The sequence below is a fragment of the Nocardioides astragali genome, from assembly GCF_024436375.1.
Classification (GTDB): domain Bacteria; phylum Actinomycetota; class Actinomycetes; order Propionibacteriales; family Nocardioidaceae; genus Nocardioides; species Nocardioides astragali.
Genome location: NZ_JAFMZM010000004.1, coordinates 286,067 through 311,778 on the forward strand (window position 1 = coordinate 286,067; position 25,712 = coordinate 311,778).

Annotated in this window: 25 protein-coding genes; 16 read left to right on the forward strand and 9 right to left on the reverse strand. The window is 71.3% G+C overall.

Annotation, left to right across the window (positions count from 1 at the left end):
• Position 1: 1 nt before the first annotated feature.
• The gene (locus tag J3P44_RS14625) at positions 2–1,057 is read right to left on the reverse strand and encodes a tetratricopeptide repeat protein (RefSeq protein ID WP_255891168.1); all 1,056 of its coding nucleotides are present in this window, start codon (positions 1,055–1,057) and stop codon (positions 2–4) included.
• A gap of 1 nt (position 1,058) precedes the next feature.
• The gene (locus J3P44_RS14630) at positions 1,059–2,099 is read right to left on the reverse strand and encodes a tetratricopeptide repeat protein (RefSeq protein WP_255891169.1); all 1,041 of its coding nucleotides are present in this window, start codon (positions 2,097–2,099) and stop codon (positions 1,059–1,061) included.
• Positions 2,100–2,125: 26 nt separating this feature from the next.
• Here J3P44_RS14630 and dxr point away from each other — a divergent pair, with 26 nt between their 5' ends.
• From dxr to J3P44_RS14650, 4 genes are read left to right on the forward strand one after another with little or no spacing between them, the layout of a single operon-like run.
• Complete coding sequence (gene dxr, locus J3P44_RS14635) at positions 2,126–3,214, forward strand: 1-deoxy-D-xylulose-5-phosphate reductoisomerase (RefSeq protein ID WP_255891170.1); 1,089 nt, start codon at positions 2,126–2,128, stop codon at positions 3,212–3,214.
• A 15-nt stretch (positions 3,215–3,229) separates the two neighbouring features.
• Positions 3,230–4,576, forward strand: coding sequence for a M50 family metallopeptidase (locus J3P44_RS14640; protein ID WP_255891171.1), 1,347 nt, complete (start codon positions 3,230–3,232; stop codon positions 4,574–4,576).
• A 47-nt stretch (positions 4,577–4,623) separates the two neighbouring features.
• Positions 4,624–5,775, forward strand: coding sequence for a flavodoxin-dependent (E)-4-hydroxy-3-methylbut-2-enyl-diphosphate synthase (gene ispG, locus J3P44_RS14645; RefSeq protein WP_255891172.1), 1,152 nt, complete (start codon positions 4,624–4,626; stop codon positions 5,773–5,775).
• Between the two features lie 23 nt (positions 5,776–5,798).
• Positions 5,799–6,650 carry a GNAT family N-acetyltransferase gene (locus tag J3P44_RS14650; RefSeq protein ID WP_255891173.1) on the forward strand — a complete coding sequence of 284 codons (852 nt, stop codon included), beginning with the start codon at positions 5,799–5,801 and terminating at the stop codon, positions 6,648–6,650.
• Positions 6,651–6,670: 20 nt separating this feature from the next.
• Here the strand turns inward: J3P44_RS14650 and J3P44_RS14655 are convergent, their stop codons facing one another.
• Positions 6,671–7,633 carry a hypothetical protein gene (locus J3P44_RS14655; RefSeq protein WP_255891174.1) on the reverse strand — a complete coding sequence of 321 codons (963 nt, stop codon included), beginning with the start codon at positions 7,631–7,633 and terminating at the stop codon, positions 6,671–6,673.
• Between the two features lie 111 nt (positions 7,634–7,744).
• On the opposite strand from J3P44_RS14655, the gene J3P44_RS14660 reads away from it, so the two are divergent.
• Together J3P44_RS14660 and J3P44_RS14665 are read left to right on the forward strand one after the other, a co-directional pair.
• Positions 7,745–8,338, forward strand: a complete 594-nt coding sequence (locus tag J3P44_RS14660) for an RNA polymerase sigma factor (protein WP_255891175.1) — start codon at positions 7,745–7,747, stop codon at positions 8,336–8,338.
• Positions 8,335–8,790 carry a hypothetical protein gene (locus tag J3P44_RS14665; RefSeq protein WP_255891176.1) on the forward strand — a complete coding sequence of 152 codons (456 nt, stop codon included), beginning with the start codon at positions 8,335–8,337 and terminating at the stop codon, positions 8,788–8,790. The genes J3P44_RS14660 and J3P44_RS14665 overlap by 4 nt, the downstream gene beginning before the upstream one ends.
• Positions 8,791–8,793: 3 nt before the next feature.
• Here J3P44_RS14665 and J3P44_RS14670 read toward each other — a convergent pair whose 3' ends face one another.
• Positions 8,794–10,062, reverse strand: a complete 1,269-nt coding sequence (locus tag J3P44_RS14670; RefSeq protein WP_255891177.1) for a S8 family peptidase — start codon at positions 10,060–10,062, stop codon at positions 8,794–8,796.
• 82 nt (positions 10,063–10,144) lie between these two features.
• On the opposite strand from J3P44_RS14670, the gene J3P44_RS14675 reads away from it, so the two are divergent.
• Positions 10,145–12,736: a CHAT domain-containing protein gene (locus J3P44_RS14675; RefSeq protein ID WP_255891178.1), complete on the forward strand. Its 2,592-nt coding sequence runs from the start codon at positions 10,145–10,147 to the stop codon at positions 12,734–12,736.
• Here J3P44_RS14675 and J3P44_RS14680 read toward each other — a convergent pair.
• Positions 12,733–13,722: a hypothetical protein gene (locus tag J3P44_RS14680; protein ID WP_255891179.1), complete on the reverse strand. Its 990-nt coding sequence runs from the start codon at positions 13,720–13,722 to the stop codon at positions 12,733–12,735. The genes J3P44_RS14675 and J3P44_RS14680 overlap by 4 nt on opposite strands.
• Before the next feature lie 130 nt (positions 13,723–13,852).
• On the opposite strand from J3P44_RS14680, the gene J3P44_RS14685 reads away from it, so the two are divergent.
• Positions 13,853–15,631 carry a proline--tRNA ligase gene (locus tag J3P44_RS14685; RefSeq protein ID WP_255891180.1) on the forward strand — a complete coding sequence of 593 codons (1,779 nt, stop codon included), beginning with the start codon at positions 13,853–13,855 and terminating at the stop codon, positions 15,629–15,631.
• Positions 15,624–16,355 (forward strand): HAD family hydrolase, encoded by a 732-nt coding sequence (locus J3P44_RS14690; RefSeq protein WP_255891181.1) that lies wholly within the window; start codon positions 15,624–15,626, stop codon positions 16,353–16,355. The genes J3P44_RS14685 and J3P44_RS14690 overlap by 8 nt, the downstream gene beginning before the upstream one ends.
• Positions 16,356–16,644: 289 nt before the next feature.
• Here J3P44_RS14690 and J3P44_RS14695 read toward each other — a convergent pair whose 3' ends face one another.
• The gene (locus J3P44_RS14695) at positions 16,645–17,073 is read right to left on the reverse strand and encodes a DUF4439 domain-containing protein (RefSeq protein WP_255891182.1); all 429 of its coding nucleotides are present in this window, start codon (positions 17,071–17,073) and stop codon (positions 16,645–16,647) included.
• The gene (locus J3P44_RS14700) at positions 17,070–17,573 is read right to left on the reverse strand and encodes a hypothetical protein (RefSeq protein WP_255891183.1); all 504 of its coding nucleotides are present in this window, start codon (positions 17,571–17,573) and stop codon (positions 17,070–17,072) included. Before J3P44_RS14700 ends, J3P44_RS14695 begins: the two co-directional genes overlap by 4 nt.
• A 126-nt stretch (positions 17,574–17,699) precedes the next feature.
• Between J3P44_RS14700 and rimP the strand changes: the two genes are divergently transcribed.
• Entirely contained in the window at positions 17,700–18,188 is a 489-nt protein-coding gene (gene rimP / locus J3P44_RS14705) for a ribosome maturation factor RimP (protein ID WP_255891184.1), read from the forward strand.
• Positions 18,188–19,165 carry a transcription termination factor NusA gene (gene nusA / locus J3P44_RS14710; protein ID WP_255891185.1) on the forward strand — a complete coding sequence of 326 codons (978 nt, stop codon included), beginning with the start codon at positions 18,188–18,190 and terminating at the stop codon, positions 19,163–19,165. Before rimP ends, nusA begins: the two co-directional genes overlap by 1 nt.
• Before the next feature lie 43 nt (positions 19,166–19,208).
• Here the strand turns inward: nusA and J3P44_RS14715 are convergent, their stop codons facing one another.
• Positions 19,209–19,907, reverse strand: a complete 699-nt coding sequence (locus tag J3P44_RS14715; RefSeq protein WP_255891186.1) for a response regulator — start codon at positions 19,905–19,907, stop codon at positions 19,209–19,211.
• Entirely contained in the window at positions 19,904–21,547 is a 1,644-nt protein-coding gene (locus tag J3P44_RS14720; protein ID WP_255891187.1) for an ATP-binding protein, read from the reverse strand. Before J3P44_RS14720 ends, J3P44_RS14715 begins: the two co-directional genes overlap by 4 nt.
• Positions 21,548–21,711: 164 nt before the next feature.
• On the opposite strand from J3P44_RS14720, the gene J3P44_RS14725 reads away from it, so the two are divergent.
• From J3P44_RS14725 to J3P44_RS14745, 5 genes are all read left to right on the forward strand, one after another.
• Positions 21,712–22,722 carry a Bug family tripartite tricarboxylate transporter substrate binding protein gene (locus J3P44_RS14725; RefSeq protein WP_255891188.1) on the forward strand — a complete coding sequence of 337 codons (1,011 nt, stop codon included), beginning with the start codon at positions 21,712–21,714 and terminating at the stop codon, positions 22,720–22,722.
• A 2-nt stretch (positions 22,723–22,724) separates the two neighbouring features.
• Entirely contained in the window at positions 22,725–23,255 is a 531-nt protein-coding gene (locus J3P44_RS14730; RefSeq protein WP_255891190.1) for a tripartite tricarboxylate transporter TctB family protein, read from the forward strand.
• On the forward strand, positions 23,248–24,813 hold the full coding sequence (locus J3P44_RS14735) for a tripartite tricarboxylate transporter permease (RefSeq protein ID WP_255891191.1): 1,566 nt from the start codon (positions 23,248–23,250) through the stop codon (positions 24,811–24,813). Before J3P44_RS14730 ends, J3P44_RS14735 begins: the two co-directional genes overlap by 8 nt.
• Complete coding sequence (locus J3P44_RS14740) at positions 24,810–25,211, forward strand: universal stress protein (RefSeq protein WP_255891192.1); 402 nt, start codon at positions 24,810–24,812, stop codon at positions 25,209–25,211. Before J3P44_RS14735 ends, J3P44_RS14740 begins: the two co-directional genes overlap by 4 nt.
• Before the next feature lie 138 nt (positions 25,212–25,349).
• Positions 25,350–25,658 carry a YlxR family protein gene (locus J3P44_RS14745; RefSeq protein ID WP_255891619.1) on the forward strand — a complete coding sequence of 103 codons (309 nt, stop codon included), beginning with the start codon at positions 25,350–25,352 and terminating at the stop codon, positions 25,656–25,658.
• Positions 25,659–25,712: the final 54 nt, after the last annotated feature.

Consider the following 25,712-nt stretch of genomic DNA (forward strand, 5'->3'; position numbering starts at 1 on the left):
ATCACCTGCCGCGCACCAGATTGACCGCGGCGTAGCCGATCCACCCGATCACGCACACCATGCCCAGGACCCGAAGGACGCCGCCCAGCATGATCCCCGCGGCGACCGCCACGGAGTGGGGCGCGAAGGCGAGCAGCAGGACGCCGACGGACAGGAGCAGGAGCAGGCCGATGAGGTACTTGCCCTGCCAGCGCGCCCGGCCCCAGATACCTCGACCCCACTGGCTCACGCCACGGGGGAGCTGCTCGCGGACCCGGTGGACCAGCAGCCCCACGACCGCGACGTAGGCCAGTCCGCTCACCGCGCGGGTCCACCACGGCGCCTCCGTGGCCAGGAGGATGCCGAGCACGATGGCCGCGCCGAACAGCGACCAGACCACCCGCCTGCCGAGCAGGAACAGCACGATGTCGAGGTTCTGGTGGAGGCGCTTCTCCTGGGGGTCGTTGCCGACCGCCGAACGGAGCAGCCCCGCCGCGCGCCGCAGCTGGCCGCGGTCCAGCTCGGTGGCGGCGAGGTTGTTCTGGGCCAGGGTGTGGTGCGGGTCGATGGCCAGCGCGTTGCGGAAGGCGGCCTGGGCACCGGCGGGGTTCCCGAGCGCGTCGAGGCACAGGCCGACGAGGTTGTGGGCGTCGGGGTTGTGCGGCGCGAGGTTCACCGCCCGCACCCCCGCGTCGTACGCGTCCCGGACCCGGGGTCGAGGCAGGGCCAGCAGCGCCCGGGCGTACTGGTAGTGCGAGGTGAAGTCGTGCGGAGCCAGCTGCACCGCCCGTTCGGCGGCTGTGAGCGCTCCCGCCCCGTCGCGGCGGTCGCAGAGGATGTCGGTCAGCACGTGGTAGCCGCCCTCGTGCTCCGGCGCCAGCACCAGAGCGCTGCGGACGGCCTGCTCGGCCTCCTCGTGCCGGTCCTGGCGATTGAGCGCCCGGCCCAGGCCCAGCAGCGCCGGCACCGACTCGGGGTCGGTGGCGAGCACGTCGCGGAAACGCTGCTCGGCCTCGACGTCGCGGCGCAGGTCGAGGAGGCTCTCGGCGTGGGCGATCGCTCGCCAGTCCCCGATCACGTCAGGACTCCTCGGGCGAGTTCGGGCCGACCGATCGCATCATGAGGAGAACCCCGAGCGCGAGCAGCGCAGCGAGGGTCGAGAGGGCGAGTATGAGGGCAACCCGGGACGGGGGAAACCAGGCCACGCCACAGACTCCCAGCACGGACCATCCGAAGATCAGGACTGGAAGCTCATGTCGCGTGGTGCGGCGCGGAACCATCAGGCGCCACGAGCCTCGAGGCAAGTTCCTGAAGGGCGGGACGAGCGGGCCAACCGCAGCGAATGCGGCGCCGCCGGCCAGGGGAACGAACACTGAAGACGGGATCCAGAAGTACAAGGTGCCGAGGATGATCGTCGTGAGTGCCGCGACCAGTGCCGTGTGCAACAAGACCGTCGCAGCAGCTCTCCCGAGGCTCGCGTGGAGCTCGTCCTCCTGGGGGCTCGTGGCCAGGGCCCGGCTGAGAGTCAGGGCGCCGTCCGCCAGCTCGCCTCGGTCGAGCTGGAGGGAGGCGAGGTTGCGCTGGGCGTGGGCGTGCTGGGGATCGATGGCCAGAGCGTTGTTGAAGGCCCTCTCCGCTGTCTTTACGTCATCGGCCCGCCACCGGGTGATGCCGTACATGTTGTGTGCGTCGGCTTCATGGGGGGCGAGCGTCACTGCTCGGTGGGCAGCCAGTTCAGCCACCCGCCGGGAGTCCTCCCCGCCCATGTCCAGACGGGCGCCGGCCACAACCAGGTGAGTCGTCCAGTCATCCGGGCTGAGCGCGACTGCCCGCAGGGCGACGTCGTAGGCGTCATGGGCATGTCTGGCCTCGAGCAGCACCGCGGCAAGCAGGATCATGTGCTCGACCTCGTGGGGATCGAGTCGAACCGCCTCTCGTGCGGGGTGCACAGCCTCCGCCGGTCGGCCCTGGATGAGCAACGCACGAGCCAGCAGGTGCACGAGGTGTGCTGAGCCCGGGTCGGTGGCCAACGCGCCGCGCACTGATCGCTCGGCCTGTTCGCCACGGCCGAGCTCCAGCAGGGCCTCGGCGTGAGCGATCTGGCGGTCGTGATCATCCACGCCGCCCATCCTGACAAACTGACCGGGTGACTGTCCGCGACATCGTGATCCTCGGCTCGACCGGATCCATCGGCACCCAGGCTCTCGACCTCGTCCGGGCCAACCCCGACCGGTTCCGGGTGGTCGGGCTCACCGCCGGCGGCTCCCAGCCCGAGCTGTTCGACGCCCAGGTCGCGGAGTTCGCACCGGCGTACGCCGGGGTGGGGGAGGACGCCTCGACCGAGGCGGCCGCACGGGAGTGCGACGTCGTGCTCAACGGCATCACCGGGGCGGTCGGACTACGGCCGACGCTCGCCGCGCTCGACGCGGGCAACACCCTCGCCCTGGCCAACAAGGAGTCGCTCATCATCGGTGGACCACTCGTCAAGGAGCGTGCCCGGCCGGGCCAGATCGTCCCCGTGGACTCCGAGCACAGCGCCATCGCGCAGAGCCTGCGCGCCGGCTCCGCCGGTGAGGTACGACGTCTCGTGCTGACGGCGTCCGGCGGCCCTTTCCGCGGGCGGAGCGCCGCCGAGCTGGCCGACGTCACTCCCGAGCAGGCGCTGGCCCACCCCAACTTCGCGATGGGCCGGGTGATCACCACCAACTCCGCGACCCTCGTCAACAAGGGTCTGGAGGTGATCGAGGCGCACCTGCTCTTCGACGTCCCCTTCGACCGCATCGACGTCGTCGTGCACCCGCAACAGCTCATCCACTCGATGGTCGAGTTCGTCGACGGGGCCGCGGTCGCGCAGCTGGGGCTTCCGACGATGCTGGTGCCGATCGCCATCGGCATGGCCTGGCCCGACCGGGTCCCCGACGCGGAGACGCCGATCGACTGGACGAAGACCTCCGACTGGCGCTTCGAGCCCCTCGACGACGAGGTGTTCCCCGCGGTCACCCTCGCCCGGGCGGCGGGGGAGCGCGGCGGCACCGCCCCGGCGGTCTACAACGCCGCCAACGAGGTCGCCGTCGACGCGTTCCACGAGGGCCGGCTGCGCTTTCCCGACATCGTGACGACGGTTTCGCGGATCCTGGACGCGCACGACGTACCATCGAGGGAGCACTTCACCGTGGACGACGTCCTCGCCGCCGATGCTTGGGCGCGCGCAGAGGCCGCTGCCCTCATCACCTGACAAGGACTCGCCTGCATGACCGCCGTGCTCTACACCCTTGGTGTCGTCACCTTCGTCGTGGCGATCCTCGTCTCGATCGGGCTCCACGAGTTCGGTCACCTGGTGCCGGCCAAGAAGTTCGGCTGCAAGGTGCCGCAGTGGTTCATCGGCTTCGGACCGACCGTGTGGAGCAAGCAGATCGGCGAGACCGAGTACGGCGTCAAGGCGATCCCGCTCGGCGGCTACGTCAAGATCGTCGGGATGCTGCCCCCGGGGGCGGCCGGCCTCGTCGAGGAGACGACGTACGACGAGGACGGCGAAGCGGTGCACAAGGTGCGGCGCTCCAACACCGGCCTGTTCACGCAGCTGATCTCCGACGCCCGCGCCGCCGAGTGGGAGTACGTCAAGAAGCACGACACCGACCGGCTCTTCTACCGCCTCCCGTGGTGGAAGAAGGTGATCGTGATGGCGGGCGGGCCGATGGTCAACATCGCCATCGCCCTGTCCCTGTTCGCGATCCTGTTCGCGACGTACGGCAACCCGCGCGACCGGGTCGTGGAGCCCACGGTGGCGTCGGTGCCCGAGTGCGTGATCCCGGTGGAGGAGCTCGGGCGCGACTGCACCGCCGCCGATCCCGCCACGCCGGCCAAGGAGGCCGGGATCCGGCAAGGCGACGAGATCGTCAGCTTCAACGGTGCGCCTTTCCGCGACTGGGACAGCTTCCAGTCGCAGATCCGTGCCAACGCCGACGGCGACGCGGTGATCGAGGTCCGCCGCGACGGCGAGCTGCTCACCTTGACCACCAACACCACCGTCACCCTGCGCCGGACCTCGATCGAGGACCAGACCCTCACCGAGGTCGGCTTCCTCGGTGTGCAGCCCGAGAGCCACCTCCGGACCGGTGGCCTGCTCTACACCGCCGGCCAGATGGGGACGATGACGGTCGAGACGGTCCAGGCGCTCGGCCAGCTGCCGGTCAAGGTCTACGAGGTCGGTCGCGCGGTCGTCGGGCTGCAGGAGCGCGACCCGCAGAGTCCCGTCTCGATCGTGGGCGGTGGCCGGTTCGCCGGTGAGGCCGCGTCCAGCGACGACTTCCCCCTCCTCGACAAGCTCGTCACGCTGCTCTTCCTGATCGCGAGCTTCAACTTCTTCATCGGCATGTTCAACTTCGTGCCGCTGCTGCCGCTCGACGGCGGCCACATCGCCGGTGCGCTCTACGAAGGTCTCAAGCGCGGCGTCGCCCGGCTGCGCGGTCGCCCCGACCCCGGCCACGTCGACGTCGCCAAGCTGCTGCCGGTCGCGTACGTCGTCGGGTTGGCGATGCTCGTCATGGGCGTGGTCCTGATCGTCGCGGACTTCGTGGTCCCGCTCCACATCAGCTGAACGTCGCCGAGTCGGGCCAGGGAAGGTCCGCCTCCTAGACTGACGCCATGACTGCCGTCGGCCTGGGCATGCCTGCCCTCCCCCCGCCCGTGCTGGCTCCGCGCCGCCAGACCCGCCAGATCAAGGTGGGGTCCGTGGGCGTGGGCAGCGAGTCGCCGATCTCGGTGCAGTCGATGACCACGACGCTGACCTCCGACGTCAACTCGACGCTCCAGCAGATCGCCGAGCTCACCGCCACCGGGTGCGACATCGTCCGCGTCGCGTGCCCGAGCCAGGACGACGCCGACGCGCTGCCGCAGATCGCGCAGCACTCGCAGATCCCCGTGATCGCCGACATCCACTTCCAGCCCAAGTACGTCTTCGCGGCGATCGACGCCGGCTGTGCGGCGGTGCGGGTCAACCCGGGCAACATCCGCAAGTTCGACGACCAGGTCAAGGAGATCGCCCGGGCGGCCAAGGACCGCGGCACCTCGATCCGCATCGGCGTCAATGCCGGGTCGCTCGACAAGCGGATCCTCGACAAGTACGGCAAGGCCACCCCCGAGGCGCTCGTCGAGTCCGCCGTCTGGGAGGCGGGCCTCTTCGAGGAGCACGACTTCCACGACTTCAAGATCTCCGTCAAGCACAACGACCCCGTCGTGATGGTGCGCGCCTACGAGCTGCTGGCCGAGGCCGGTGACTGGCCGCTGCACCTCGGCGTCACCGAGGCCGGCCCGGCCTTCCAGGGCACCATCAAGTCCGCGGTCGCGTTCGGCCACCTGCTCGGCCAGGGCATCGGCGACACCATCCGCGTCTCCCTGTCGGCGCCCCCGGTGGAGGAGGTCAAGGTCGGCCTCCAGATCCTCGAGTCGCTCAACCTCAAGCCGCGCCGCCTCGAGATCGTCTCCTGCCCGTCCTGCGGACGCGCCCAGGTCGACGTCTACAAGCTCGCCGAGGAGGTCACCGCCGGCCTCGACGGGCTGGAGGTGCCGCTGCGCGTCGCGGTCATGGGCTGCGTCGTCAACGGACCCGGCGAGGCCCGGGAGGCCGACCTCGGTGTCGCCTCGGGCAACGGCAAGGGACAGATCTTCGTCAAGGGCGAGGTCATCAAGACGGTGCCCGAGTCGCAGATCGTCGAGACGCTCATCGAGGAGGCCATGCGCCTCGCCGAGGGGATGGAGCCGGTCGACGGCGCGGAGGCGACGGTCAGCGTCAGCTGAGAGCCGTGCCTTAGGCTCGCGACGTGCTGAGGACCCGCGAGCAGGTGCGCGTGCTGGGCCCGGGCGACCGGGACCGGTTCGTGGCGCTCGCCGAGCAGGACCCGGTCGTCAACGTCTTCGCCGACTACCGAGCCCGACTCACCAACCTCGACGAGCGGTGGCTCGGCGGGCAGGTCTGGGGCCGGTTCGAGGGCGAGGAGCTGGTCGCCGGCTGCCACCTGGGCGCCAACCTCGTACCCGTGCAGTGCAGCCCGGACGACGTGGGCGCGTTCGCCGACGTGGCGCTGCGCCGCCGCGGCACCGTCGGCACCATGGTCGGTCCCCACGACGTCGTCGCGGCCCTGTGGGACCTGGTCGAGGCGCGGTGGTCGCGACCGCGGGAGATCCGGTTGCGCCAGCCGCACCTGGAGATGCACCACCTGTCGTCGGTGGCGCCCGCGGCCGACGTACGGCTGACGACGCCTGGTGACCTCGAGGCGCTCTACCCCGCGTGCGTGGCGATGTACACCGAGGAGGTCGGCGTCTCGCCCGAGAACGACGCGGGTGGGGGCGACCTCTACCGCGCGCGAGTCCAGCAGCTGATCGGTCGGGGTTGGTCGCTGGCCAGCTTCGACGAGCACGGGGTCGTGTTCAAGGCCGAGATCGCCTGCGTGACGCCGTACGCCGCCCAGGTGCAGGGCGTGTGGGTGCGTCCCGACCGCCGCGGGCAGGGCCTGTCGGTCAGCGGCATGGCCGCCGTCGTCTCCCACGTGCTCGGCTCCGGGATGGCGCCGGTCGTCTCGCTCTACGTCAACGAGTGGAACGCGCCCGCCCGCGCGGCGTACGAACGTGTCGGTTTCGAGCAGACGGCGACCTTCGCGACCCTCATGTTCTGAGCGGGATCACTCCGGCAGCGCTACTCCGGTAGCGGAACCGGGTCCGACGCGGCCTGGCATCGCCTCGCGGAGCAGCGCACCATCGCCGTGCGGGTCGTGCCGTCGACCCGGAAGCTGATTGCGGTGTCGGTCTCGAAGACGATGTCCGTGAAGCGCTCGGCCGTCCAGCGGCCGAGCTGCCGGCCCGCGATGGTCCGGAGGATGAGCAGCCGGACCCTTCCGAAGGACGGGTCGACGCGCCGGTCGGTCGTGACGATCCGGCGGCCGTCGGGGGAAAGGGCGACCACGCGCTCGTCGCACGACTTCCACAGGCGTCGGTGGGGTGTCGAGAGCCGCGCGACGAACGTGCAGTGCTCGCCGGGTGCCGTCCACCCCGCGGCGATGTCCTCGTCCAGGCTGCCGACCTGCAGGTGCCACTTGTCGTCGATGACGGTGCGCAGTGTGTCGCGCCTCCAGTTCCACACCATGACCCGGCCGCCGTCGCCCCCGATCAGCATCCGGTCGCCCGAGAGGTCGACGGGGTGCGCGAAGCGGCCGACGTTCTCGTCGACCCAGCTCCGGAAGACACGCGACGCAAGCCGCTTGCCGTCCCTGACTCGACGCACGCCGACAGCCGTGACCCCGTCGCCGGCGAGGGACGCCGTGCCGTAGAGCCGACCGTCGGTGCTGACGATGGTGTCCTCGTCGGCACCCGGCAGCCTGCGCTTCGCGCCGTCGTGATCGAGGAACACCGCGTCGGCGAAGCGGCGGTCACGCACGATGTATCCCCCTCGCGCCGGGGCGACCAGCTCCGGGCGTTCGAGGGGTACGTCGATGCGGCGGGCGCCGTCGACGATCGTCGCGCCGTCGATGTACGGCCGGGCCAGGTCGGCGCCGCGGGGGAGCGACCCGGGCTCGAGGCCGGGTGCAGAGGCAGTGGCTGGCGCCACCGGTGCCAGCAGCAGGGCGATGGTGACCAGGGCGGCTCGTGCGTGGTGGCTCACGGAACTGAGTGTGTTCGAGCATGAGACGCCACGGCAAGAAAAAAAGTTCGGCGCCGATGTATCAGCACGGCACTTGCCCCTACCTGAGTTGACATGGGGACAATGGTCACCATGTCAGAGCACCGAGGAGCTGGGGGGCAGCTCGAAGAGTCGCCGTGGGACAAGGCCAGGGGGGCGTTCGTGGCGTGGCGTGCAGGGGACGCCACCGCCGTGGACGATCTGGTCTCCGCGATGACTCCGGTTCTGTGGCACGTGGTGAGGGCCTACGGACACGACCGCGAATCGGCTGAGGACGTCATTCAGGCGACGTGGCTGGGTTTCGTGCGCCTCCACCAGACCATCGAGGACCCGCAGGCGGTCGCGTCCTGGCTGATCACGTCAGCCAGGCGCGGCGCAGCCGCCCATGCCAGGACCGCACGCCGTGCGGCCCCGGTGGAGGACGAGACGCTCGCCTCCGTCCTGCCCGACGAGGTGTCGGCAGAGACGGTCGCGGTGCTCGACGACGAGGCGTCACGGCTGTGGGGAGCCGTGACGACCCTCGACGAACGCTGCCGCAAGCTGCTGCGCGTCATCGCTTTCATGGACCGACCCGACTACCACTCCCTCAGCCAGGACCTCGACATGCCAGTCGGGAGCATCGGCCCCACCCGGGCACGCTGCCTGGCCAAGGTACGCACCGCACTGACGACAGGAGGCGAGCGATGACGACTGGGGACAACCGCCTCCTGGACGACCTTCGAGACATGTGGCGACTGGTCGACCCGCCGCCGCCCGGACTCACCGCGACCATGATCGCCACCGTCGCGGCCGCCGACCTCGACGACGAGTGGGAGCTGCTCGTCCTGGTCCGCGACTCGGCCGACGAGCCGGCCGCGCAGGTGCGGGGGCTCGGCACCGCCCGGATGCTCTACTTCAACGCTGCCGAGGGATGGTCGCTCGAGGCCGAGATCGACGGGGACCAGGTCAGGGGCCAGCTGCTCGACCTCGACGACCTGTCCGGGGTCGAGGTCACGCTCGAGACCGCCGCCGGCGAGTCCTGGACGACCGGGCTCGACGAGGTGGGCTTCTTCTCGATCCAGGCCGAGGCCACCGGGTCGATCCGGTTCACGGTCCGCCGCGGGCAGGCCGTCGCCAGCAGCCGCTGGGTCGAGATCTGATCCTCAGTAGTCGGAGAGGTCGAACTCTTGGTGGGGCCCCACCATCGGGTCGGAGTCGTAGGTCGAGGTCGCCAGGACCGCGTCCCGCGCCTCCGCTGCCGATGACCCGGTCCGCGAGATCTCCCGCGCGATCATCCCCGCCACGAGCGGCGCCGCGAAGGACGTGCCGCTCCAGCGCGCCAGGCCGGTGCTGAAGACGCGGATGTCGCCCTTGTCGGGACTCTCGTGGCACTCGAACGTGCCGTCCGGGAACGCGTTGACCAGGTTGCGACCGAGCGCGTAGACGTCGGCGGAGACCCCGAAGTTGGAGAAGTCGGACACGCGGCCGTCGCGGTCGAGCGAGCCGACCCCGACGCACCACTCGAAGGCGGCCGGCCAGAAGGGCGCCGACCAGGAGTCGTTGCCGGCAGCGGCCACGAGCACGCAGTCCCGCTTGCGCAGCCGGGTCCGGTAGAAGGTGTCGAGCGCGATGGACGGGTGGTCCATCCGGGTGCGACACCCGGCCGACAGGTTGATGACCTGCGGGTCGTGGGTGAGTGCCTCCTCGAGCTGGAGGACCAGGTCGGACTCCAGGACGCCTCCGCCACCGACACCGCCGATCGCGAACCCCTCGACGAAGACCTTCGTCTCCGGCGCCACGCACCGGACGACACCGGCGATGAACGTGCCGTGCCCGGCGTAGGGCCGCAGGTCCGGGCCGTTGAGCTCGTCGTCGCCCTCCACACCCTTCAGCCACGGTGTACGCGGGTCGGTCGCGGCCGGAGGGTGCCAGCCGGTGTCCACGACCACGACGCCGACCTCGCCGCCCTTACCCTGCGGGGCCTCGGGCGGCCAGGGCTCCTTCAGACCGGTCTCCTCGGGCTCGACCGCTGGGCACATGGTCCCGGGTCCGCCCGGCGTCACGTGCACCCAGTGATCGGGGGATGCTGCGCCGCGGCGCATGCCGTTCTCCTCGAGCAGGTCCAGGATGTCCGGCACGGTCTGCCGGTCGCCGCGTTCGGGCAGCACGTAACGCAGCAGCTCGCCGTCGAGGAGCTCCGCGTCCCGGCGAGGGGTGCCCTTGAGGACACCCTCGTCGAGCTGGGCGATGCCGCGGTCGAACGCGTCCGCATCGGCCGACCTCACGAGCACCCGGTCGGGGTGGTAGACGAACGTGAAGTCGGCAGGTGCCTCGGTGTCCCACTCCACCTGCCCGCCGGCCGCCTCGCGGAAGTCGCGGAGCTGGTCGGTGGTCCGTCGTCGCTTGTCGCTGCCGATCTTCCAGTCACCCATGGCGCGACGCTAGCGGCCCGCGGGCGAGGCCGTCGCGATTTCGTGGCAACTGGAGGGCGCGATCGGCGAGGATGGCCCGACCATGATGACCAGGGGCGAGGCGGAGGAGCTGCTGCGCACCGTCTTCGCCGATCCCGAGGCCTCGCGAGCCGCGGCTCTCGACACCCTCGTCCCGGACTCCGATCCGGCGGTGTCCTCGATCGGCCACCAGGTCGTCGGCATCGTGCTGCGCGACCGCGGCGATACGGATGCGGCGCTGCATGAGCTGCGTACGGCGCTGCGCCTGGCGCGGCGGTCGGGTGACGAGGAGCGGTGGGGCGACGCGCTCGCGACGCTCGGTGGAACGCTGAGCATGACCGGGCGGGTGTCGGAGGGACTGCGCAAGCTCGACAAGGCTGCGTCGGTCCTCCGCGGTGTGCCCCGCGGTCGCGCCCTGGTGCGTCGGGCGTGGGTCCTCGGCCACCTGCTCGCCCGCTTCGAGGACAGCGCCGCTGACCTGCGCGAAGCGAGAAAGCTCTTTGCCGGCGCGGGGGACCACGTCTGGGAAGGACGCGCCCTCAACCTCGAAGGGCTGATGGACATCGGGCTGGGCGACCTCGAGGGTGCCGCGCAGGCGTTCGCCGCCTTCGGCGAGCTCGCCTCGTCGGTCGGGGACGACTACGACGGTGCCCTCGCCCAGCACAACACTGGCTGGCTGGGATACGTCCGCGGCGACCTGCCGCTGGCGCTGGAGCTGTACGCCGATGCCAGCGCGCGGTTCAACGCGATCGGGGTGACCAGCGTTGATCTCGAGTGGGACCGGTGCCTCGCCTTCCTGGCCGCGGGCCTGGCGACCGACGCGCTCGAGGTCGTCGAACACGCACTTGTCGCGCGGCCATTGCTGGGCCGGGAGGAGGCGGACCTGCTGGTGGCTGTCGCGGAGGCGGCGATCGCTGCGGGGGACTGGTCGCGCGCGACGACAGCGGCGGACGAGGCGAGCCGGCTCCTGGGGAGGCAGGCGCGGCCCGTCCACCAGCTGCGGGCAGACCTCCTCGCCCTGACCGCGCGCGCCGAGGCCGGCCAGCGCGCCGCGCCTCTACTCCGGCGGACGGAGCATCTCATCGCCAAGTCGCGCGCGGCGCAGGTCTCCGAGCTCCCGCAGGCCCTGTTGCTGGGTGCGCGCCTCGCCGGTGCGGTCCGATCGCCTCGGGCGGTCGCGCTGATGGAGGCCTGGCTCGACGAAGCAGCACAGGTCCGCAGGAGCACGTCGGGCAGGACCCGGGTCCTTGGGTGGCTCGCCCTCGCCCAGCGCCGTGCGATCGCGGGGGACTCGGGCGGGGTGCTGCGGGCCTGCGACCTCGGACTCAGGGCGCTCGACGAGCAACAGGCCACCCTCGGCAGCCAGGAGCTGCGCGCCGTCGCGTCGGGCCACGGCGCTCGGCTGGCCGAGCTGGGGACCCGGACGGCACTCGCCTCGAGCGACGCCCGCCAGCTGTTGCGCTGGTCCGAGCGGTGGCGGGCCACGTCCCTCACCGTCGCGTCGGCCTACGCCCAGCACGACCCCCGGACCACCGCAGACCTCGCTGCGCTCCGCGCCCAGCACCGGCGTCTGGCGGAAGCAGGCGCCGACGGCGCCCCGACCGAGCGGCTCCAGGCCCGCGCGTCCCGGCTCGAGCAGTCGGTGCGACAGCGCATGTTCCACCTGCGCGGCACCGGTGTGGCGCCGTCGTCGCTGGACGTGCAGCACCTGCTCGACTCCCTGGCCGAGGACGGCACGGTGCTGGTCGAGCTGGTCGAGGTCGAGGGCAGGCTCCACGCACTCGTGGCGGGGCGCGGCCGCGTACGCCACGTCGCGGTGGGTACCGCCGGCGATGCCGCGAAGGCAGTGGACTTCGCGCTCTTCTCGCTGCGGCAGGCGGCGCGCGGCCGACGGTCCCAGCTGGATGTCGCAGGCTCCCGCCTCCAGCGGGCGCTGCTCGGCCCGGCCGCGGACGCACTGGGCGAGTCCAAGGTCGTGGTCTCGGGCACCGTTGCCCTGCAGGCGGTGCCGTGGGGACTGCTGCCCGCCCTGGCCGCACGAGCGTTCACGAGCACGCCGTCGGCGCGGCTGTGGCTGCGGGCGAGGTCCGCGCAGCCCGCGGACGACGGCCGCCGCGTCATGATCGTCGGCCCTGGCCTGGGCAGCGGCGGCGCCGAGGTCCCGGCGGTGGCCGCGCAGGACCCGGACGCGGTGGTGATCGCCGGGCCGTCCGCGACCGTCACTGCGGCACTCGCCGCGCTGGAGGGCGCCGCGCTGGCCCACGTGGCCGCGCACGGCCACTTCCGCGAGGACAGCCCGCTCTTCTCCTCACTCACCCTTGCCGACGGGCCGTTGCTCGTGCACGACCTCCAGCGGCTCCGGCGCCCTCCGCACCGGGTGGTGCTCTCGGCCTGCGAGTCGGGCGTCATGCAGCCGGTCGGCGACCAGGAGCTGCTCGGCCTGGCCGCGGCACTGCTGTCGATGGGCACCGCCGGCGTCGTCTCGAGCCTCGCCGAGGTCGACGACGCTGCCACCGTCGAGGTGATGGTCGCGCTGCACCGCAGCCTGCGCGAGGGTGGTGGGCTCGGTGAGGCCCTGCTCGCGGCCCGCACGGTGGCCGCGGGGGATCCCGTGCTGACGGCCACCGCCGCGTCGTTCACGGTGCTTGGCACCTAGGGGGCCGTCACCGGCACCGGGTCGGTTGCGTTCTCGCAGGCGTCCAGGGTGCAGCGCACCGTGGCGAACTTCCTCTTCCCGTTGACGGCGAGCAGCACCGTCGCGGGCGACTCCCACTCCCAGCCGCTGAACCAGTTGGTCGTGTAGCTCGCCAGGCTGGTGCCGTCGACCTCGCGCAGGTGGATCTCGCCGGGGCCGAGCCCGTCGGTGAGGATGTGGAAGGTCAGCATCTCCTCGCCATCGGGGGAGATGGCCGCGACCCGGTCACGGCACGACTTCCAGACCTTCATGCGCGGAGCACTGAGCCGGACGAGCTTCGTGCACCCGCCGCGATAGGGGTCCTTGGTGTAGACGCTCAGCAGGTCGTGCTCGATGCTGGCGAGCCCGGACATCTTCTTCACGATCGTCCTGCTGTTCCCGGACGCCGGCTTCCACTGGAAGACCCGTGTGCCGCTGGCGAGGACCACACGCGTCGCGTCCACGTCGAGCAGGCTGACGTGGCGACCCGGTCCCTTCGACCCCAGGACCGTGCCGTCCGCGGCCGAGGCGGCGTACGTGATGACCTTGCGCCCCTGCTCGACGAACCGCTGCCACGCGAGGGTGCTGCCGTCGGCGGACATGATCACGGTCGAGGTGTCGATGTTCCTCAGCACGTCGACGACCGTGCCGTCCGTCCGCACGCGTACGACGCGCCGGTTGCGCACGCGGTCCACGTTGCTGGTGCCGACCAGCCAAGCGTCGCCCGACGGGCCGATGATCCGGGCCACGGTGCCGGGGAGCTCGACGCGCCGAGTGCCGTCGACGAAGTCGCCATCCTCGATGTGGGGGACCGCGATGTCGGCTCCGCGCGTCAGCTCGTGCGGCTGCAGCTCGACCGTGGGCTCTGCCGCCTGCGCAGGCAGCACCACCGTCGCCCCGGCGAGAAGGGCGGCGAGGGCGGCGGTGAAAGCGGTCAGCAGGACGCTGGTCGGACGTGAGCGGCGCATGGGTTCCCCAGGGTGTGGTGTCGGGTGGTGCGGTGCGGTGTCGTGAGGGAGACGTCTCCCGGTGACCTCGGGTTGCCCCCAGCAGCTAACTGGTTCGTTGCCGAGCAGGGCACACACCTATCCTTGCGCCATGACTGGCCGCCTCCTCCGCATGTCGTCCCTGTTCGTGCGCACCCTGCGTGACGACCCGAACGACGCCGAGGTGCCGAGCCACCGCCTGCTCGTCCGCGCGGGCTACATCCGCCGCGCCGCGCCGGGGGTCTACACCTGGCTGCCCCTCGGCCTCCGGGTGCTGCGCAAGATCGAGGCCATCATCCGCGACGAGATGGACGCCATCGGCGCCCAGGAGCTCTCGTTCCCGGCGATCCTGCCCAGGGAGCCCTACGAGGCGACGGGCCGCTGGACCGACTACGGCCCCAACATCTTCCGCCTGCAGGACCGCAAGGGCGCCGACTACCTCCTCGGCCCCACGCACGAGGAGATGTTCACCCTCGTGGTGAAGGACCTCTACTCCTCCTACAAGGACCTGCCCCTCTCGATCTACCAGATCCAGAACAAGTACCGCGACGAGGCGCGTCCGCGCGCGGGCCTGCTCCGCGGTCGCGAGTTCGTCATGAAGGACTCCTACTCCTTCGACATCGACGACGCCGGCCTGGCGAGGTCCTACCAGCTGCACCGCGAGGCCTACATCCGGATCTTCGACCGGCTCGGCTTCGAGTACGTCATCGTCAAGGCGACCTCCGGCGCGATGGGCGGCTCGGCCAGCGAGGAGTTCCTCGCCAAGGCTGAGGTCGGCGAGGACACCTACGTCCGCTGCACCCACTGCGACTACGCCGCCAACGTCGAGGCGGTCGCCGTCCGCGCGCCCGCGGCGATGCCGTACGACGACGTCCCCGCCGCGCACGCCGAGGACACTCCCGACACCCCGACCATCGACACCCTGGTCGACCACCTCAACGCCGAGTTCCCGCGCGAGGACCGGCCCTGGGCGGCCGGCGACACGCTCAAGAACGTGCTCGTGGTGCTCAAGCACCCCGACGGCACCCGCGAGCCCCTCGCCATCGGCGTGCCCGGCGATCGCGAGGTCGACCAGAAGCGACTGGAGGGCCAGCTCGAGCCCATCGAGGTCGAGGCCATGGACGAGGCCGAGCTCGCCAAGCACCCCGCGCTGGTCAAGGGCTACATCGGCCCCGAGGCGCTGGGCGAGGACTCCAAGTCCGGCATCCGCTTCCTCGTGGACCCCCGCATCGTCGAGGGCACCCGCTGGGTCACCGGCGCCAACGTCCCCGGCTCGCACGTCATCGACATGGTGGTCGGTCGCGACTTCGCGCCCGACGGGACGATCGAGGCCGCCGACGTGCGCGACGGAGATGCCTGCCCCAACTGCACCGAGGGCACGCTCGAGTCCGCCCGTGGCATCGAGATGGGCCACATCTTCCAGCTCGGCCGCCTGTACGCCGATGCGCTCGGGCTGCAGGTCCTCGACGAGAACGGCAAGCTCGTGACCGTCACGATGGGCTCCTACGGCATCGGTCCGTCGCGCGCGGTCGCGGCGATCGCCGAGGGCACGCTCGACGACATCGGCCTGTGCTGGCCGCGCAACGTCGCGCCCGCCGACGTCCACGTCGTCGCTGCCGGGAAGGACGAGGCCATCCACGCCGCGGCCGAGAAGCTCTCCGTCGACCTGGCTGCGCGGGGGCTCGAGGTGCTCCTCGACGACCGGGCCGGCAAGGTCAGCCCCGGCGTGAAGTTCAAGGACGCCGAGCTCATCGGCGTACCCACGATCGTCACGGTCGGGCGCGGTCTCGCCGACGGCACCGTCGAGGTCCGCGACCGCAGGTCCGGCGAGCGCGAGGAGGTCGCGGTCGACGCTGCCGCCGCCCACATCGTGGAGACGGTGCGTGGCTGACCCAGCGATCCAGGCCGTCATCTTCGACTGGGGCGGCACGCTCACCCGTTGGCACGACGTCGACTTCCACGCCGAGTCGGTGGCACTCGCCGCGGCCGTACGTCAGACGCCGTCGCCCGACGACGACCACCACGCCATCGCCGCGCGCCTGCACCGCGCCGGCGGGACCGTGTGGGGGCGCAGCCGCGACCACCAGCAGAGCGCGACGATCGCCGACCTGTTCGCCGAGGCCGGCCTCGACCACGACCCCGAGCTGCTGCGGGCCTACTACGAGTTCTGGGAGCCGCACACGCTCACCGATCCCGAGGCCCGGCCGATGTTCGAGGAGCTCCGGGCCATGGGCCTGCGCGTCGGCGTGCTGTCCAACACCATCTGGCCCCGCGAGTGGCACGTGGGGTTCTTCGAGCGCGACGGCGTCTACGACCTGGTCGACGGGGACGTCTACACCAGCGAGATCCCGTGGACGAAGCCGTCACCGCTGGCCTTCGGCGCCGCGATGGACGCCGTCGGCGTGTCCGACCCGGCCGCGTGCGTCTACGTGGGGGACCGGCTCTTCGACGACGTCTGGGGCGCGCACAACGCAGGTCTGCGCGCCATCCACGTCCCGCTCAGCAACATCCCGCCCGAGCAGGTGGGCCACACCGAGGGTGAGCCGGACGCGAGCGTCACCTCCCTGGCGGAGATCCCGGCCGCGGTGCGGGCCCTGGGGCGCACGCGAGTCTGAGGTCCCGGAGTCCCCGCTCTGCAACTTTGTGCGTTGCAAGAACATGCAAGCGAGTTTCTGTTACCACCGCGTGGAAATGGCTGCATGATTGTGCATGCGGCTCCACCGCCCCCACAGGAGGGGCCGCAATCGGGTGATGCTGACCAACCCCACAGAGCGGTCCGCGTCCTCGGCCATTGGGAAGGATCTCGGGACTTTCCCAATGGTTGAGGCCGCGGGCCGTTTCACCATTTTCGGGACGCTCCCTCCCGGTCGGCTCCCAGGTCGCGTCCTTCGGTGCGAGCACTGCTCAGGCCAGCTCGGGCGCTCCCGGCCACGTCCCCGCCGCACCGCCGAGCTCGACCTGCCACGTCGCCGACCAGGTCGCCTCGGTGAGCGCCCACTCCCGCACCGTGCCCGACGACTGGGCGACGAGGGCGAGGAGCCTCTCCACGGCGGCGACCTCCAGCTCCAGCGCCTCGGCCTGCACCTGCGCGCTGCGCAGCAGCCTGCCGTCGAGCTCGTACGCCGCCGCCGCTGCCACGGGCTGGCCGCCGGCCTCCTGGACGAGGAGGCGCAGCTGGTCGCGCCGTGACCGGTGCCGTCGGTAGGCCGCGGTCAGCGCGTCGTAGAGGGCCGGCGTCGCGGACTGCGAGGTGCGCGCGCCCAGGACGCCGTAGGTGTAGAGCGCGGCGTGCTCGTCGGCGAGCGTCGCCTGCAGGGCATCCAGGGCGCTCACGATGTCACCTCAGTGGCAAGGGCGGCACTGTGCTGGGAGGTCGAGGCGGCGATGCTGCCCAGCACCCGGGCGAGGTCGCCGCTGGCGGCGGCGAGGCAGCCCTCGCGCACCTCGCGCTGCAGCCGCTGCTCCGATCGCCTGACGGCTCCGAGAGCGGGCAGGATCTGCGCCGGCACCGAGACCGCGCCCGCGGTGGGCAGGTCGGCCTCCGGGACCGCGCCGACCAGGACCTCGAGGTGCTCGGCATGGGCGGTGCGGACCGGCCCCAGCCGGTCGGCGAGGCTCGGCACGGCGGCCGCCGCGGCGTCGAGGACGGACTGCGCGCGCACCAGCGCCGCGACGACGGCGGCGACCAGTGCGGAGTCCTCCGGGGGAGGCGGAGTCGCCGGCGACGACTCGCTCTCCCGCGGCGGGGGATCGATGTCGCAGGCCGCCAGGGCGAGGGGTGCCGCGAGTGCCGAGCCCAGCGTCGTACGACGGGAGAGCGGGCGTCCGGGCACCCTCGAACCCTAGGCCACCACCCGGCCTCCGGACCGCCAGGCCCGGACCGGTCGGCGGCGACTCACAGGCGTTCGGGCCGGGCCGCTATCGTGATCTCTGGACAACAGAACAAGGAGGTCGCATCCATGAGCACCCCCCACCAGGACGCCACCCGGAACCGCATCGAGGCGGAGCTGGTCGACCCCTTGAAGACGCTGGGCCTCGACGTCGAGGCCGTCGAGCTGACTCCCGCAGGCAAGCGCCGGGTCCTGCGCGTCGCGGTCGACAAGGACGGCGGCGTGACGCTCGACGACGTCGCCGACGCGACTCGCGAGGTCTCCCGCGTGCTCGACGACTCCGACGTGATGGGCGAGATGCCCTACACCCTCGAGGTCACCTCCCGAGGCGTCGACCGGCCGCTGACCCTGCCGCGCCACTGGCGCCGCAACGAGGACCGGCTGGTCAAGGCCACGCTGACCGACGGCACGATCCTGACCGGACGCGTCCTCGCCTCCGGCGACGCCGCCGTCACGCTCGACGTGGACGGCGAGCAGCACGAGGTCGCCTACGCCGACGTGGCCAAGGCCCTCGTGCAGATCGAGTTCAACCGCAAGAGCGAGAAGAAGGACGACTGATGGACATCGATCTGAGCATCCTGCGCATGCTGGAGCGCGAGAAGGAGATCTCCTTCGAGGTGCTGGCCGACGCCATCGAGCAGGCCCTGCTGACCGCCTACCAGCGCGCCACCGAGTCCCAGCACCCCGCGAGGGTCGAGCTGGACCGCAAGACCGGGCACGTCACGGTCTGGGCGCGCGAGGTCGACGAGGAGGGCAGTGCCGGACCGGAGTACGACGACACGCCCGCGGGCTTCGGACGGATCGCCGCCACCACTGCCAAGCAGGTGATGCTGCAGAGGCTGCGCGACGCCGAGGACGAGATCAGGTTCGGCGAGTTCTCCGGCAAGGAGGGCGACATCGTCTCCGGCATCATCCAGCAGGGCCGCAACCCCGACGACGTGATGGTCGACCTGGGCAAGCTCGAGGCGCTGCTGCCGGTGAGCGAGCGCGTACCTGGTGAGAAGTACGTCCACGGTGAGCGCATCAAGTGCCTCGTCACCTCGGTGCGCAAGGGTATGCGCGGCCCCCAGATCACGCTGTCGCGCTCGCACCCGACGCTGGTCAAGAAGCTGTTCGCCCTCGAGGTGCCCGAGATCGCCGACGGCACCGTCGAGATCGCCGGCATCGCCCGCGAAGCCGGTCACCGCACCAAGATCGCGGTCCACTCCACGGTCCCCGGTGTCAACGCCAAGGGCGCCTGCATCGGTCCGATGGGCCAGCGGGTGCGCAACGTGATGAGCGAGCTGCACGGCGAGAAGATCGACATCGTCGACTGGGCCGAGGACCCGGCCGAGCTGGTCGGCCACGCGCTGTCGCCCGCGCGGGTGACCAAGGTCGAGATCGTCGACCTGGCCACCCGCTCGTGCCGCGTGGTCGTTCCGGACTTCCAGCTCTCGCTCGCCATCGGCAAGGAGGGCCAGAACGCCCGCCTCGCGGCCCGGCTCACGGGGTGGCGCATCGACATCCGCTCCGACGAGGCTCCCGAGCCGGAGTGAGCCCCTGTGCGGCCGGCCGGCTCGCGGACGAGTCCGTGCCGGCTCAGCTGATCCAGACGTAGCGGTTCTCGGGACGGCCGGTGGCGCCGTACCTGGGGGCCACCCGCGCGCGGCCCTCGGCGACGAGGTGCTCGAGGTAGCGGCGGGCGCTGACGCGTGAGACGCCGAGCCGGTCGCCGATCTCCTGCGCGGAGGCGGACCCGGGGTGCTCGGCGAGCGCGTCCCGCACGGCCTCCATCGTGGCGATGGAGAGCCCCTTGGGCAGCGTCGCCGTGGGGTGCGCGCTGCGCGGAGTGGCGAGCAGGCGGTCGACCTGGTCCTGGTCGAGCGCCGTCGTCTGGGCCTCGGTGCGCCGGATCTCGGCGCGGTGCCGCAGGTAGTCGTCGAGCCGCTCACGGAGCACCTGCGCGGTGAACGGCTTGACGAGGTAGTGGAGCACGCCGCCGGCCATCGCGGTCCGCACGGTCTCCAGCTCGCGGGCGGCGGTGATCGCGATGACGTCGACCGGCCGGCCGGGACGGGCGCGAAGCTGCTGCAGCACCTCCAGCCCCGACATGTCGGGCAGGTAGACGTCGAGCAGCACGAGGTCGGGGTCGGTCTCGTCGACGAGCCGCAGCGCCTCGGCGCCGTCGTGCGCGACGCCGGCCACGGTGAACCCGCCGTGGAACTCCACGAACCCCCGGTGCAGCGCGGCGACCGCGAAGTCGTCATCGACGACGAGGACGCGGGGGCGGTCGGTCATCCGCCGCCTCCCGCAGGTGTCGGGTGCCGTGGCGGCGTCTGCGAAGCCTCCTGCGGTTTCCGTGCCGGCGAAGCGGTGGGGCGGCCGGCCGGGTGGGGGAGTCGTACGTCCAGGCGCGCGCCACCCGCTGCGGAGTTGGAGACGGCCACGTCGCCGCCGCGGCGGCGGGCGACGCGTCGCACCAGGGCAAGCCCGATGCCGCGAGTGCCGGCGGATCCCTTGGTGCTCCAGCCGGACTCGAAGATCCGGTCGCGGTCGGCCTCGGGGATGCCGGCGCCGTCGTCCTGGACGGTGACGACGGTGCCGTCGTCGTCCCGGCGCAGCGACACCTCGACCGTGCCGCCCGGCGCGCAGGCGTCGACCGCGTTGTCGACCAGGTTGCCGAGCACCGTGACCAGGTCGGCGCCCTCGGCGTCGACGACCTCGGACTCGGGGTCGACGACGAGGCGTACGCCGCGCTCCTCGCTGGTCGTGGTCTTTGCCAGCAGCAGGGCGACGACATCGGGGTTGGCGATCCCGGGTGCCACCGGAGCCTCGGTCAGCGATCCGCCGTGGCCGGTGCCGGCGATGAAGTCGATCGCCTCCTGGGTGTGGCCCATCTCGACCAGCCCGGAGATCACGTGCATCCGGTTGGAGAACTCGTGGGCCTGGGCGCGCAGCGCCTGGGTGACGTCGCGGGCCCCGTCGAGCTCACGCAGCGTCCGGAGCAGCTCGGTCCGGTCGCGGAGGATGAGCACGACACCGACCGCCCGGCCGTCGACCTCGGCGTGGCTGCGCTGGCCGAGCAGGATCCGCTCGCCGGCGAGCAGCATCCGCTCGCTGCTCTCGCCGTCGGCGCGCACCAGCGCGAGCAGGCTCGGTTCGAGCACGTCAGCGGCGCGCTTGCCGACGACCTCGGGGCCGAGGTCGAGGAGCCGCGCGGCCTGGTCGTTGACCAGCACGACGCGCTCGTGGTCGTCGACTGCCACGAGTCCCTCGCCGATGCCGTGCAGCATCGCCTCGCGAGTCTCCAGCAGCGAGGCGATCTCCTCCGGCTCCAGCCGGTAGATCCGCCGCCACACCAGTCGCGAGACCCACATCGCGCCGAGGGTGCCGACGAGCACGGCGCCGACCATCCACAGCGCCAGCCAGGGGAGGTTGTCGAAGAGGTCCGCGCGCAGCTCCGACTCGAGGATGCCGACGGAGGCGGTGCCGATCACGGTGCCGTCGTCGTCCTTGATGGGCAGCTTCACCCGCCACGACTCGCCGAGCGTGCCGGTCTGCGTGCCGACGTACATCTCTCCGGACAGCGGCACCGACGGGTCAGTGGAGACGCGTTCGTTGATCCGGTCCTCGTTGGGATGGGAGTAGCGGATGCCCTGGTCGTCGGTGACCACGACATAGGTGACGCCCGACGCCTGCCGGATGAGCTCCGCGATCGGCTGGATAGTGGCCGAGGGCTCGTCGGAGGAGAACGCCTCCACCACCGACGGCAGGGTGGCGACGCTCTGCGCGACGCCGATCATCTGCTGCTGGTAGGACTCCCGGATCTGCGCGGCCTGCATCAGCGTGGCCACCACGCCCACCAGGCACACGGTCGTCAGCACGATCACCAGCTGCAGCGCGAGCAGCTGGGTGCGCAACGACGCCTTCCGGACCATCGCGCCATTGTGCCGCAGGTCACAGCGCCGTCTCCGGGTCCGACCGCTCGACCAGAAGTTCCAATACGACCTATACGTCCGCAACGTTCTCGCCGCGACGCGACCGCTCCTACGGTTCCGGCACCTTGTGACGCCCGTCACGACCCCTTGAAGGAGTGCCACCCATGACCAGCACGCGGACCCATCGCCGTCGCCTCTCCGCCTCCGCGATCGCCCTCACCGGAGCGATCGTGCTCGCCGGCTGCGGCTCCCTCGGCGAGAGCGCCGCCGACGCCTCGGGCGACGGCGGCATCGATAGCCTGAACATCATCGTCCCGGCCGACCCGGGCGGCGGGTGGGACCTGACCGGCCGCGCGATGCAGGGCGTGCTCCAGGACAACGACCTGGTCGGCAATGCCCAGGTGGAGAACGTCACCGGCGCCGGCGGCACCACTGGCCTGGCCCAGCTCGCCAACGAGACCGACGAGAACACGCTCATGGTGATGGGCCTGGTGATGCTCGGCGCGGTGGAGACCAACCAGTCCGAGGCCACGCTCGAGGACGTCACCCCGATCGCTGAGCTGACGGAGGAGGCGCTGATCATCGTGGCGCCGGCGGACTCGCCGTACGAGGACGTCAACGACCTGATCGAGGACCAGACCGAGCGCGGCCAGGGCGTCTCGATCGCGGGCGGCTCTGCTGGAGGAGCGGACCACATCCTCGCCGGGCTGATGCTGCAGAACGCAGGGGTCGAGCCGGAGAGCCTCAACTACATCCCCTACTCCGGCGGCGGCGAGTCGCTGGCCGCGCTGCTCGGCGCCAAGGTGGACGCGGGCATCTCCGGCGTCGCGGAGTACGCCGCCCAGGTCGAGAGCGGCGAGCTCAAGGCGCTGGGCGTCTCCGGCGAGGAGCGTTCCGAGCTGATGCCCGACGTGCCGACGCTGACCGAGCAGGGCATCGACGTGACGCTCACCAACTGGCGCGGCGTGGTGGCCCCCGGCAACATCGACGACGCCAAGGCCGATGAGCTGACCCAGCTGGTCACCGACATGCACGACACCGAGGACTGGACCGGCGTCCTGGAGGAGAACGCCTGGGCCGACGCCTTCCTCACTGGCCAGGAGTTCGACACCTTCGTGGACGAGGAGATCATCCGGGTCCAGCAGGTCCTGCGCGACATCGGCCTGGTCGAGTGACCATGACCACCACGCGTCAGGAGCGCCCTGCGGAGCGCACCGTCCCCGTCGGCGAGCTCGGGTTCGCCGGCGGGGTGGTGGCCCTCGGCGTCTTCGCGCTGGTCCGGGCGGGCTCGATCAACGAGCCGCTCACCGCCGGCTCGATGGGACCCCGGGCGCTGCCCTACCTGGTCGGCGGGGCGTTGGTCCTGTCCGGTCTGGCCGTCGTGGCCGCCGTCCTGCGCGGCCACCGCGGTGAGGCTGAGCACGGCGAGGACGTCGCCGACGACGAGCACACCGACTGGCGCGTCGTCGGGATGCTCGTCGCCCTCTTCCTCGTCCACGTGTTCCTGATCATCCCGGCCGGTTGGCCCGTCGCCGCGACCGTGCTGTTCTCCGGCTCCGCGGTCGTGCTGGGCGCCAAGCCGTGGTGGCGGGCGATCGTGATCGGCCTGCTGCTGGCGCTGGTGCTGCAGGCGTCGTTCGCCGGTGGGCTGGGCGTCTCGCTGCCCGCGGGCCCGCTGCTCGAGGGGGTGTCGTTCCTCCGTGGATAGCTTCTTCGCCCTCATGGAGGGTTTCGGCACCGCACTGCAGCCGCAGTACCTGTTCCTCGCGCTGGTCGGTGTCTTCGTCGGCACTGCCGTCGGCGTGCTGCCCGGCATCGGCCCGGCGATGACCGTCGCCCTGCTGCTGCCCCTGACCTACAGCCTCGACCCGACCGGCGCGTTCATCATGTTCGCCGGCATCTACTACGGCGGGATGTACGGCGGGTCGACCACCTCGATCCTGCTGAACACGCCTGGCGAGTCCGCCTCGATCATCACCGCCCTTGAGGGCAACCGGATGGCGAAGGCGGGACGGGGCACGGCGGCCCTCGCGACTGCTGCGATCGGGTCCTTCGTCGCGGGCACGTTCGCCACGGTGGGGCTGACCTTCGTCGCCCCGATCGCCGCCGAGTGGGCCGTCAAGCTCGGGCCGGTCGACTACGTCGCGCTGATGATCCTGGCGTTCCTGACGGTCGGCGCGCTGCTGGGCAGCTCGATCGCCCGCGGCCTGGCCTCGCTGTCGCTGGGCCTGTTCATCGGGCTGATCGGCGTCGACCAGATCTCCGGGCAGCAGCGGTTCACCTTCGGCGTTCCCGTGCTCGGCGACGGGATCGACGTGGTCCTGGTGGCGGTCGGCCTGTTCGCCGTCGGCGAGGCGCTCTACGTCGGATCGCGGCTGCGCAAGGGCCCGGTCGAGGTCGTCCCGATCAGCAAGGGCTGGCGCAACTGGATGACCCGCGAGGAGCTGCGGCTCTCGTGGAAGCCGTGGTTGCGCGGCACCGCGATCGGCTTCCCGATCGGCACCATCCCCGCCGGTGGCGCGGACGTGTCGACCTTCCTGTCCTACGCGGCCGAGAAGAAGCTGGCGAAGGGCGAGCGCAAGGAGCAGTTCGGCCACGGCGCGATCGAAGGGGTGGCTGGACCGGAGTCGGCGAACAACGCCGCAGCGGCCGGCGTGCTCGTCCCGCTGCTGACGCTCGGCCTGCCGACCTCGGCGACCGCGGCGATCATGCTCGTGGTGTTCCAGCAGTACAACATCGATCCGGGCCCGCAGCTCTTCTCGGGCAATGCGGCGCTGGTGTGGGCGTTGATCGCCAGCCTCTACATCGGCAACCTGATGCTGCTCGTGCTGAACCTGCCACTGGTCGGCCTGTGGGTGCGGGTGCTGCAGATCCCGCGGCACTACCTCTATGCCGGCATCCTCACCTTCGCGGCGCTGGGCGCCTTCGCGGTGAACCGCATCCCCGCCGACGTGATGATCCTGCTGGTGATCGGCGTGATCGGGTTCTTCATGCGTCGTGTCGGCTACCCGATCGCTCCGATGGTGGTGGCGATGATCCTGGGACCGATGTTCGAGGCGCAGCTCCGACGAGCGCTGTCGATCTCCCAGGGCGACCCGGTGACGCTGGTGCAGTCGCCGTTCGCGGTGTTCGTGTACGCCGCGCTCGGGCTGGTCTTCGCGCTCTCGCTGTGGCTCAAGCGCAGGGAGAGGGAGACCGAGGAGGTCCTGGAGCACCTGGAGGACGACGAGCTCGTCTCCACCGACGAGAGGAGTGTGCGGTCATGACCGTGGTCGTGGGCTACGTCCCGAACGAGCTGGGGGAGGCCGCACTGTCAGCCGCCATCGACGAGGCACGGCGGCGCGGCTGCGACCTGGTCGCCGTCAACACCACTCGGGCCGACCGGCTCGTAGATCCACGCTATGCCCAGGACGCGCAGGCGGAGGCGCTGGAGTCTCGGCTCGAGGCGTCCGGTGTGCCGTACGCCGTACGCCGGTTCACCTCGACCGAGCTGGCCGCCGACGACGTGCTGACGGCCGCGACGGAGGTCGGCGCCGAGCTCATCGTGATCGGCCTGCGTCACCGGTCCCCGGTCGGCAAGCTGCTCATGGGCTCCACGGCTCAGTCGGTCCTGCTCGACGCCGAGTGCTCGGTGCTGGCGGTGAAGCTCCCGCGGAGACGGTGAGGTCACTGAGGTCACTGGGTTGTCGCCCGCCACTCGGCGGGCGACAACCCATTTCGCCCCACAGGGGTGCACGGAGTAGGGTGGACCGCAGTGGCCACCACGTCTGACACCCCTGCGCCCGGACCCGTCCGGACCTGCGTGGGTTGCCGGACCAGGGCCGCTGCAAGCGAGTTGCTGCGCGTGGTCGCAGGCTCGGATGCCGACGGCCGACCGGCCCTGGTGCCCGATCCGGATCACCGGGCACCCGGTCGCGGGGCGCATCTGCACCCCACGCAGGAGTGTTGGCAGCTCGCGGTGCGACGCCGAGCATTCTCCCGGGCACTCCGCTCGGGCGTGACGCTCGCCGATGCGCCGGTGGGGGACTACCTCGCCGCACGGCAGCAAGACCAGCACGACCAGTCCGAATCACAGCAGCACCGACCAGAAACTGGAGCACGCAGCTCATGAGCACTCGATGAGTAACTCGTAATGAGTGTGCACACCCACTAGCTGTTCCGTTTC

What these genes read in the sequence shown, in the direction of transcription:
- J3P44_RS14640 (WP_255891171.1), top strand. Translation starts at nt 3,230, where the DNA reads ATGACCGCCGTGCTCTACACCCTTGGTGTCGTCACCTTCGTCGTGGCG.
- ispG (WP_255891172.1), top strand. Translation starts at nt 4,624, where the DNA reads ATGACTGCCGTCGGCCTGGGCATGCCTGCCCTCCCCCCGCCCGTGCTG.
- J3P44_RS14660 (WP_255891175.1), top strand. Translation starts at nt 7,745, where the DNA reads ATGTCAGAGCACCGAGGAGCTGGGGGGCAGCTCGAAGAGTCGCCGTGG.
- J3P44_RS14665 (WP_255891176.1), top strand. Translation starts at nt 8,335, where the DNA reads ATGACGACTGGGGACAACCGCCTCCTGGACGACCTTCGAGACATGTGG.
- J3P44_RS14670 (WP_255891177.1), bottom strand. Translation starts at nt 10,062, where the DNA reads ATGGGTGACTGGAAGATCGGCAGCGACAAGCGACGACGGACCACCGAC.
- J3P44_RS14675 (WP_255891178.1), top strand. Translation starts at nt 10,145, where the DNA reads ATGATGACCAGGGGCGAGGCGGAGGAGCTGCTGCGCACCGTCTTCGCC.
- J3P44_RS14680 (WP_255891179.1), bottom strand. Translation starts at nt 13,722, where the DNA reads ATGCGCCGCTCACGTCCGACCAGCGTCCTGCTGACCGCTTTCACCGCC.
- J3P44_RS14685 (WP_255891180.1), top strand. Translation starts at nt 13,853, where the DNA reads ATGACTGGCCGCCTCCTCCGCATGTCGTCCCTGTTCGTGCGCACCCTG.
- rimP (WP_255891184.1), top strand. Translation starts at nt 17,700, where the DNA reads ATGAGCACCCCCCACCAGGACGCCACCCGGAACCGCATCGAGGCGGAG.
- nusA (WP_255891185.1), top strand. Translation starts at nt 18,188, where the DNA reads ATGGACATCGATCTGAGCATCCTGCGCATGCTGGAGCGCGAGAAGGAG.
- J3P44_RS14715 (WP_255891186.1), bottom strand. Translation starts at nt 19,907, where the DNA reads ATGACCGACCGCCCCCGCGTCCTCGTCGTCGATGACGACTTCGCGGTC.
- J3P44_RS14720 (WP_255891187.1), bottom strand. Translation starts at nt 21,547, where the DNA reads ATGGTCCGGAAGGCGTCGTTGCGCACCCAGCTGCTCGCGCTGCAGCTG.
- J3P44_RS14725 (WP_255891188.1), top strand. Translation starts at nt 21,712, where the DNA reads ATGACCAGCACGCGGACCCATCGCCGTCGCCTCTCCGCCTCCGCGATC.
- J3P44_RS14730 (WP_255891190.1), top strand. Translation starts at nt 22,725, where the DNA reads ATGACCACCACGCGTCAGGAGCGCCCTGCGGAGCGCACCGTCCCCGTC.
- J3P44_RS14740 (WP_255891192.1), top strand. Translation starts at nt 24,810, where the DNA reads ATGACCGTGGTCGTGGGCTACGTCCCGAACGAGCTGGGGGAGGCCGCA.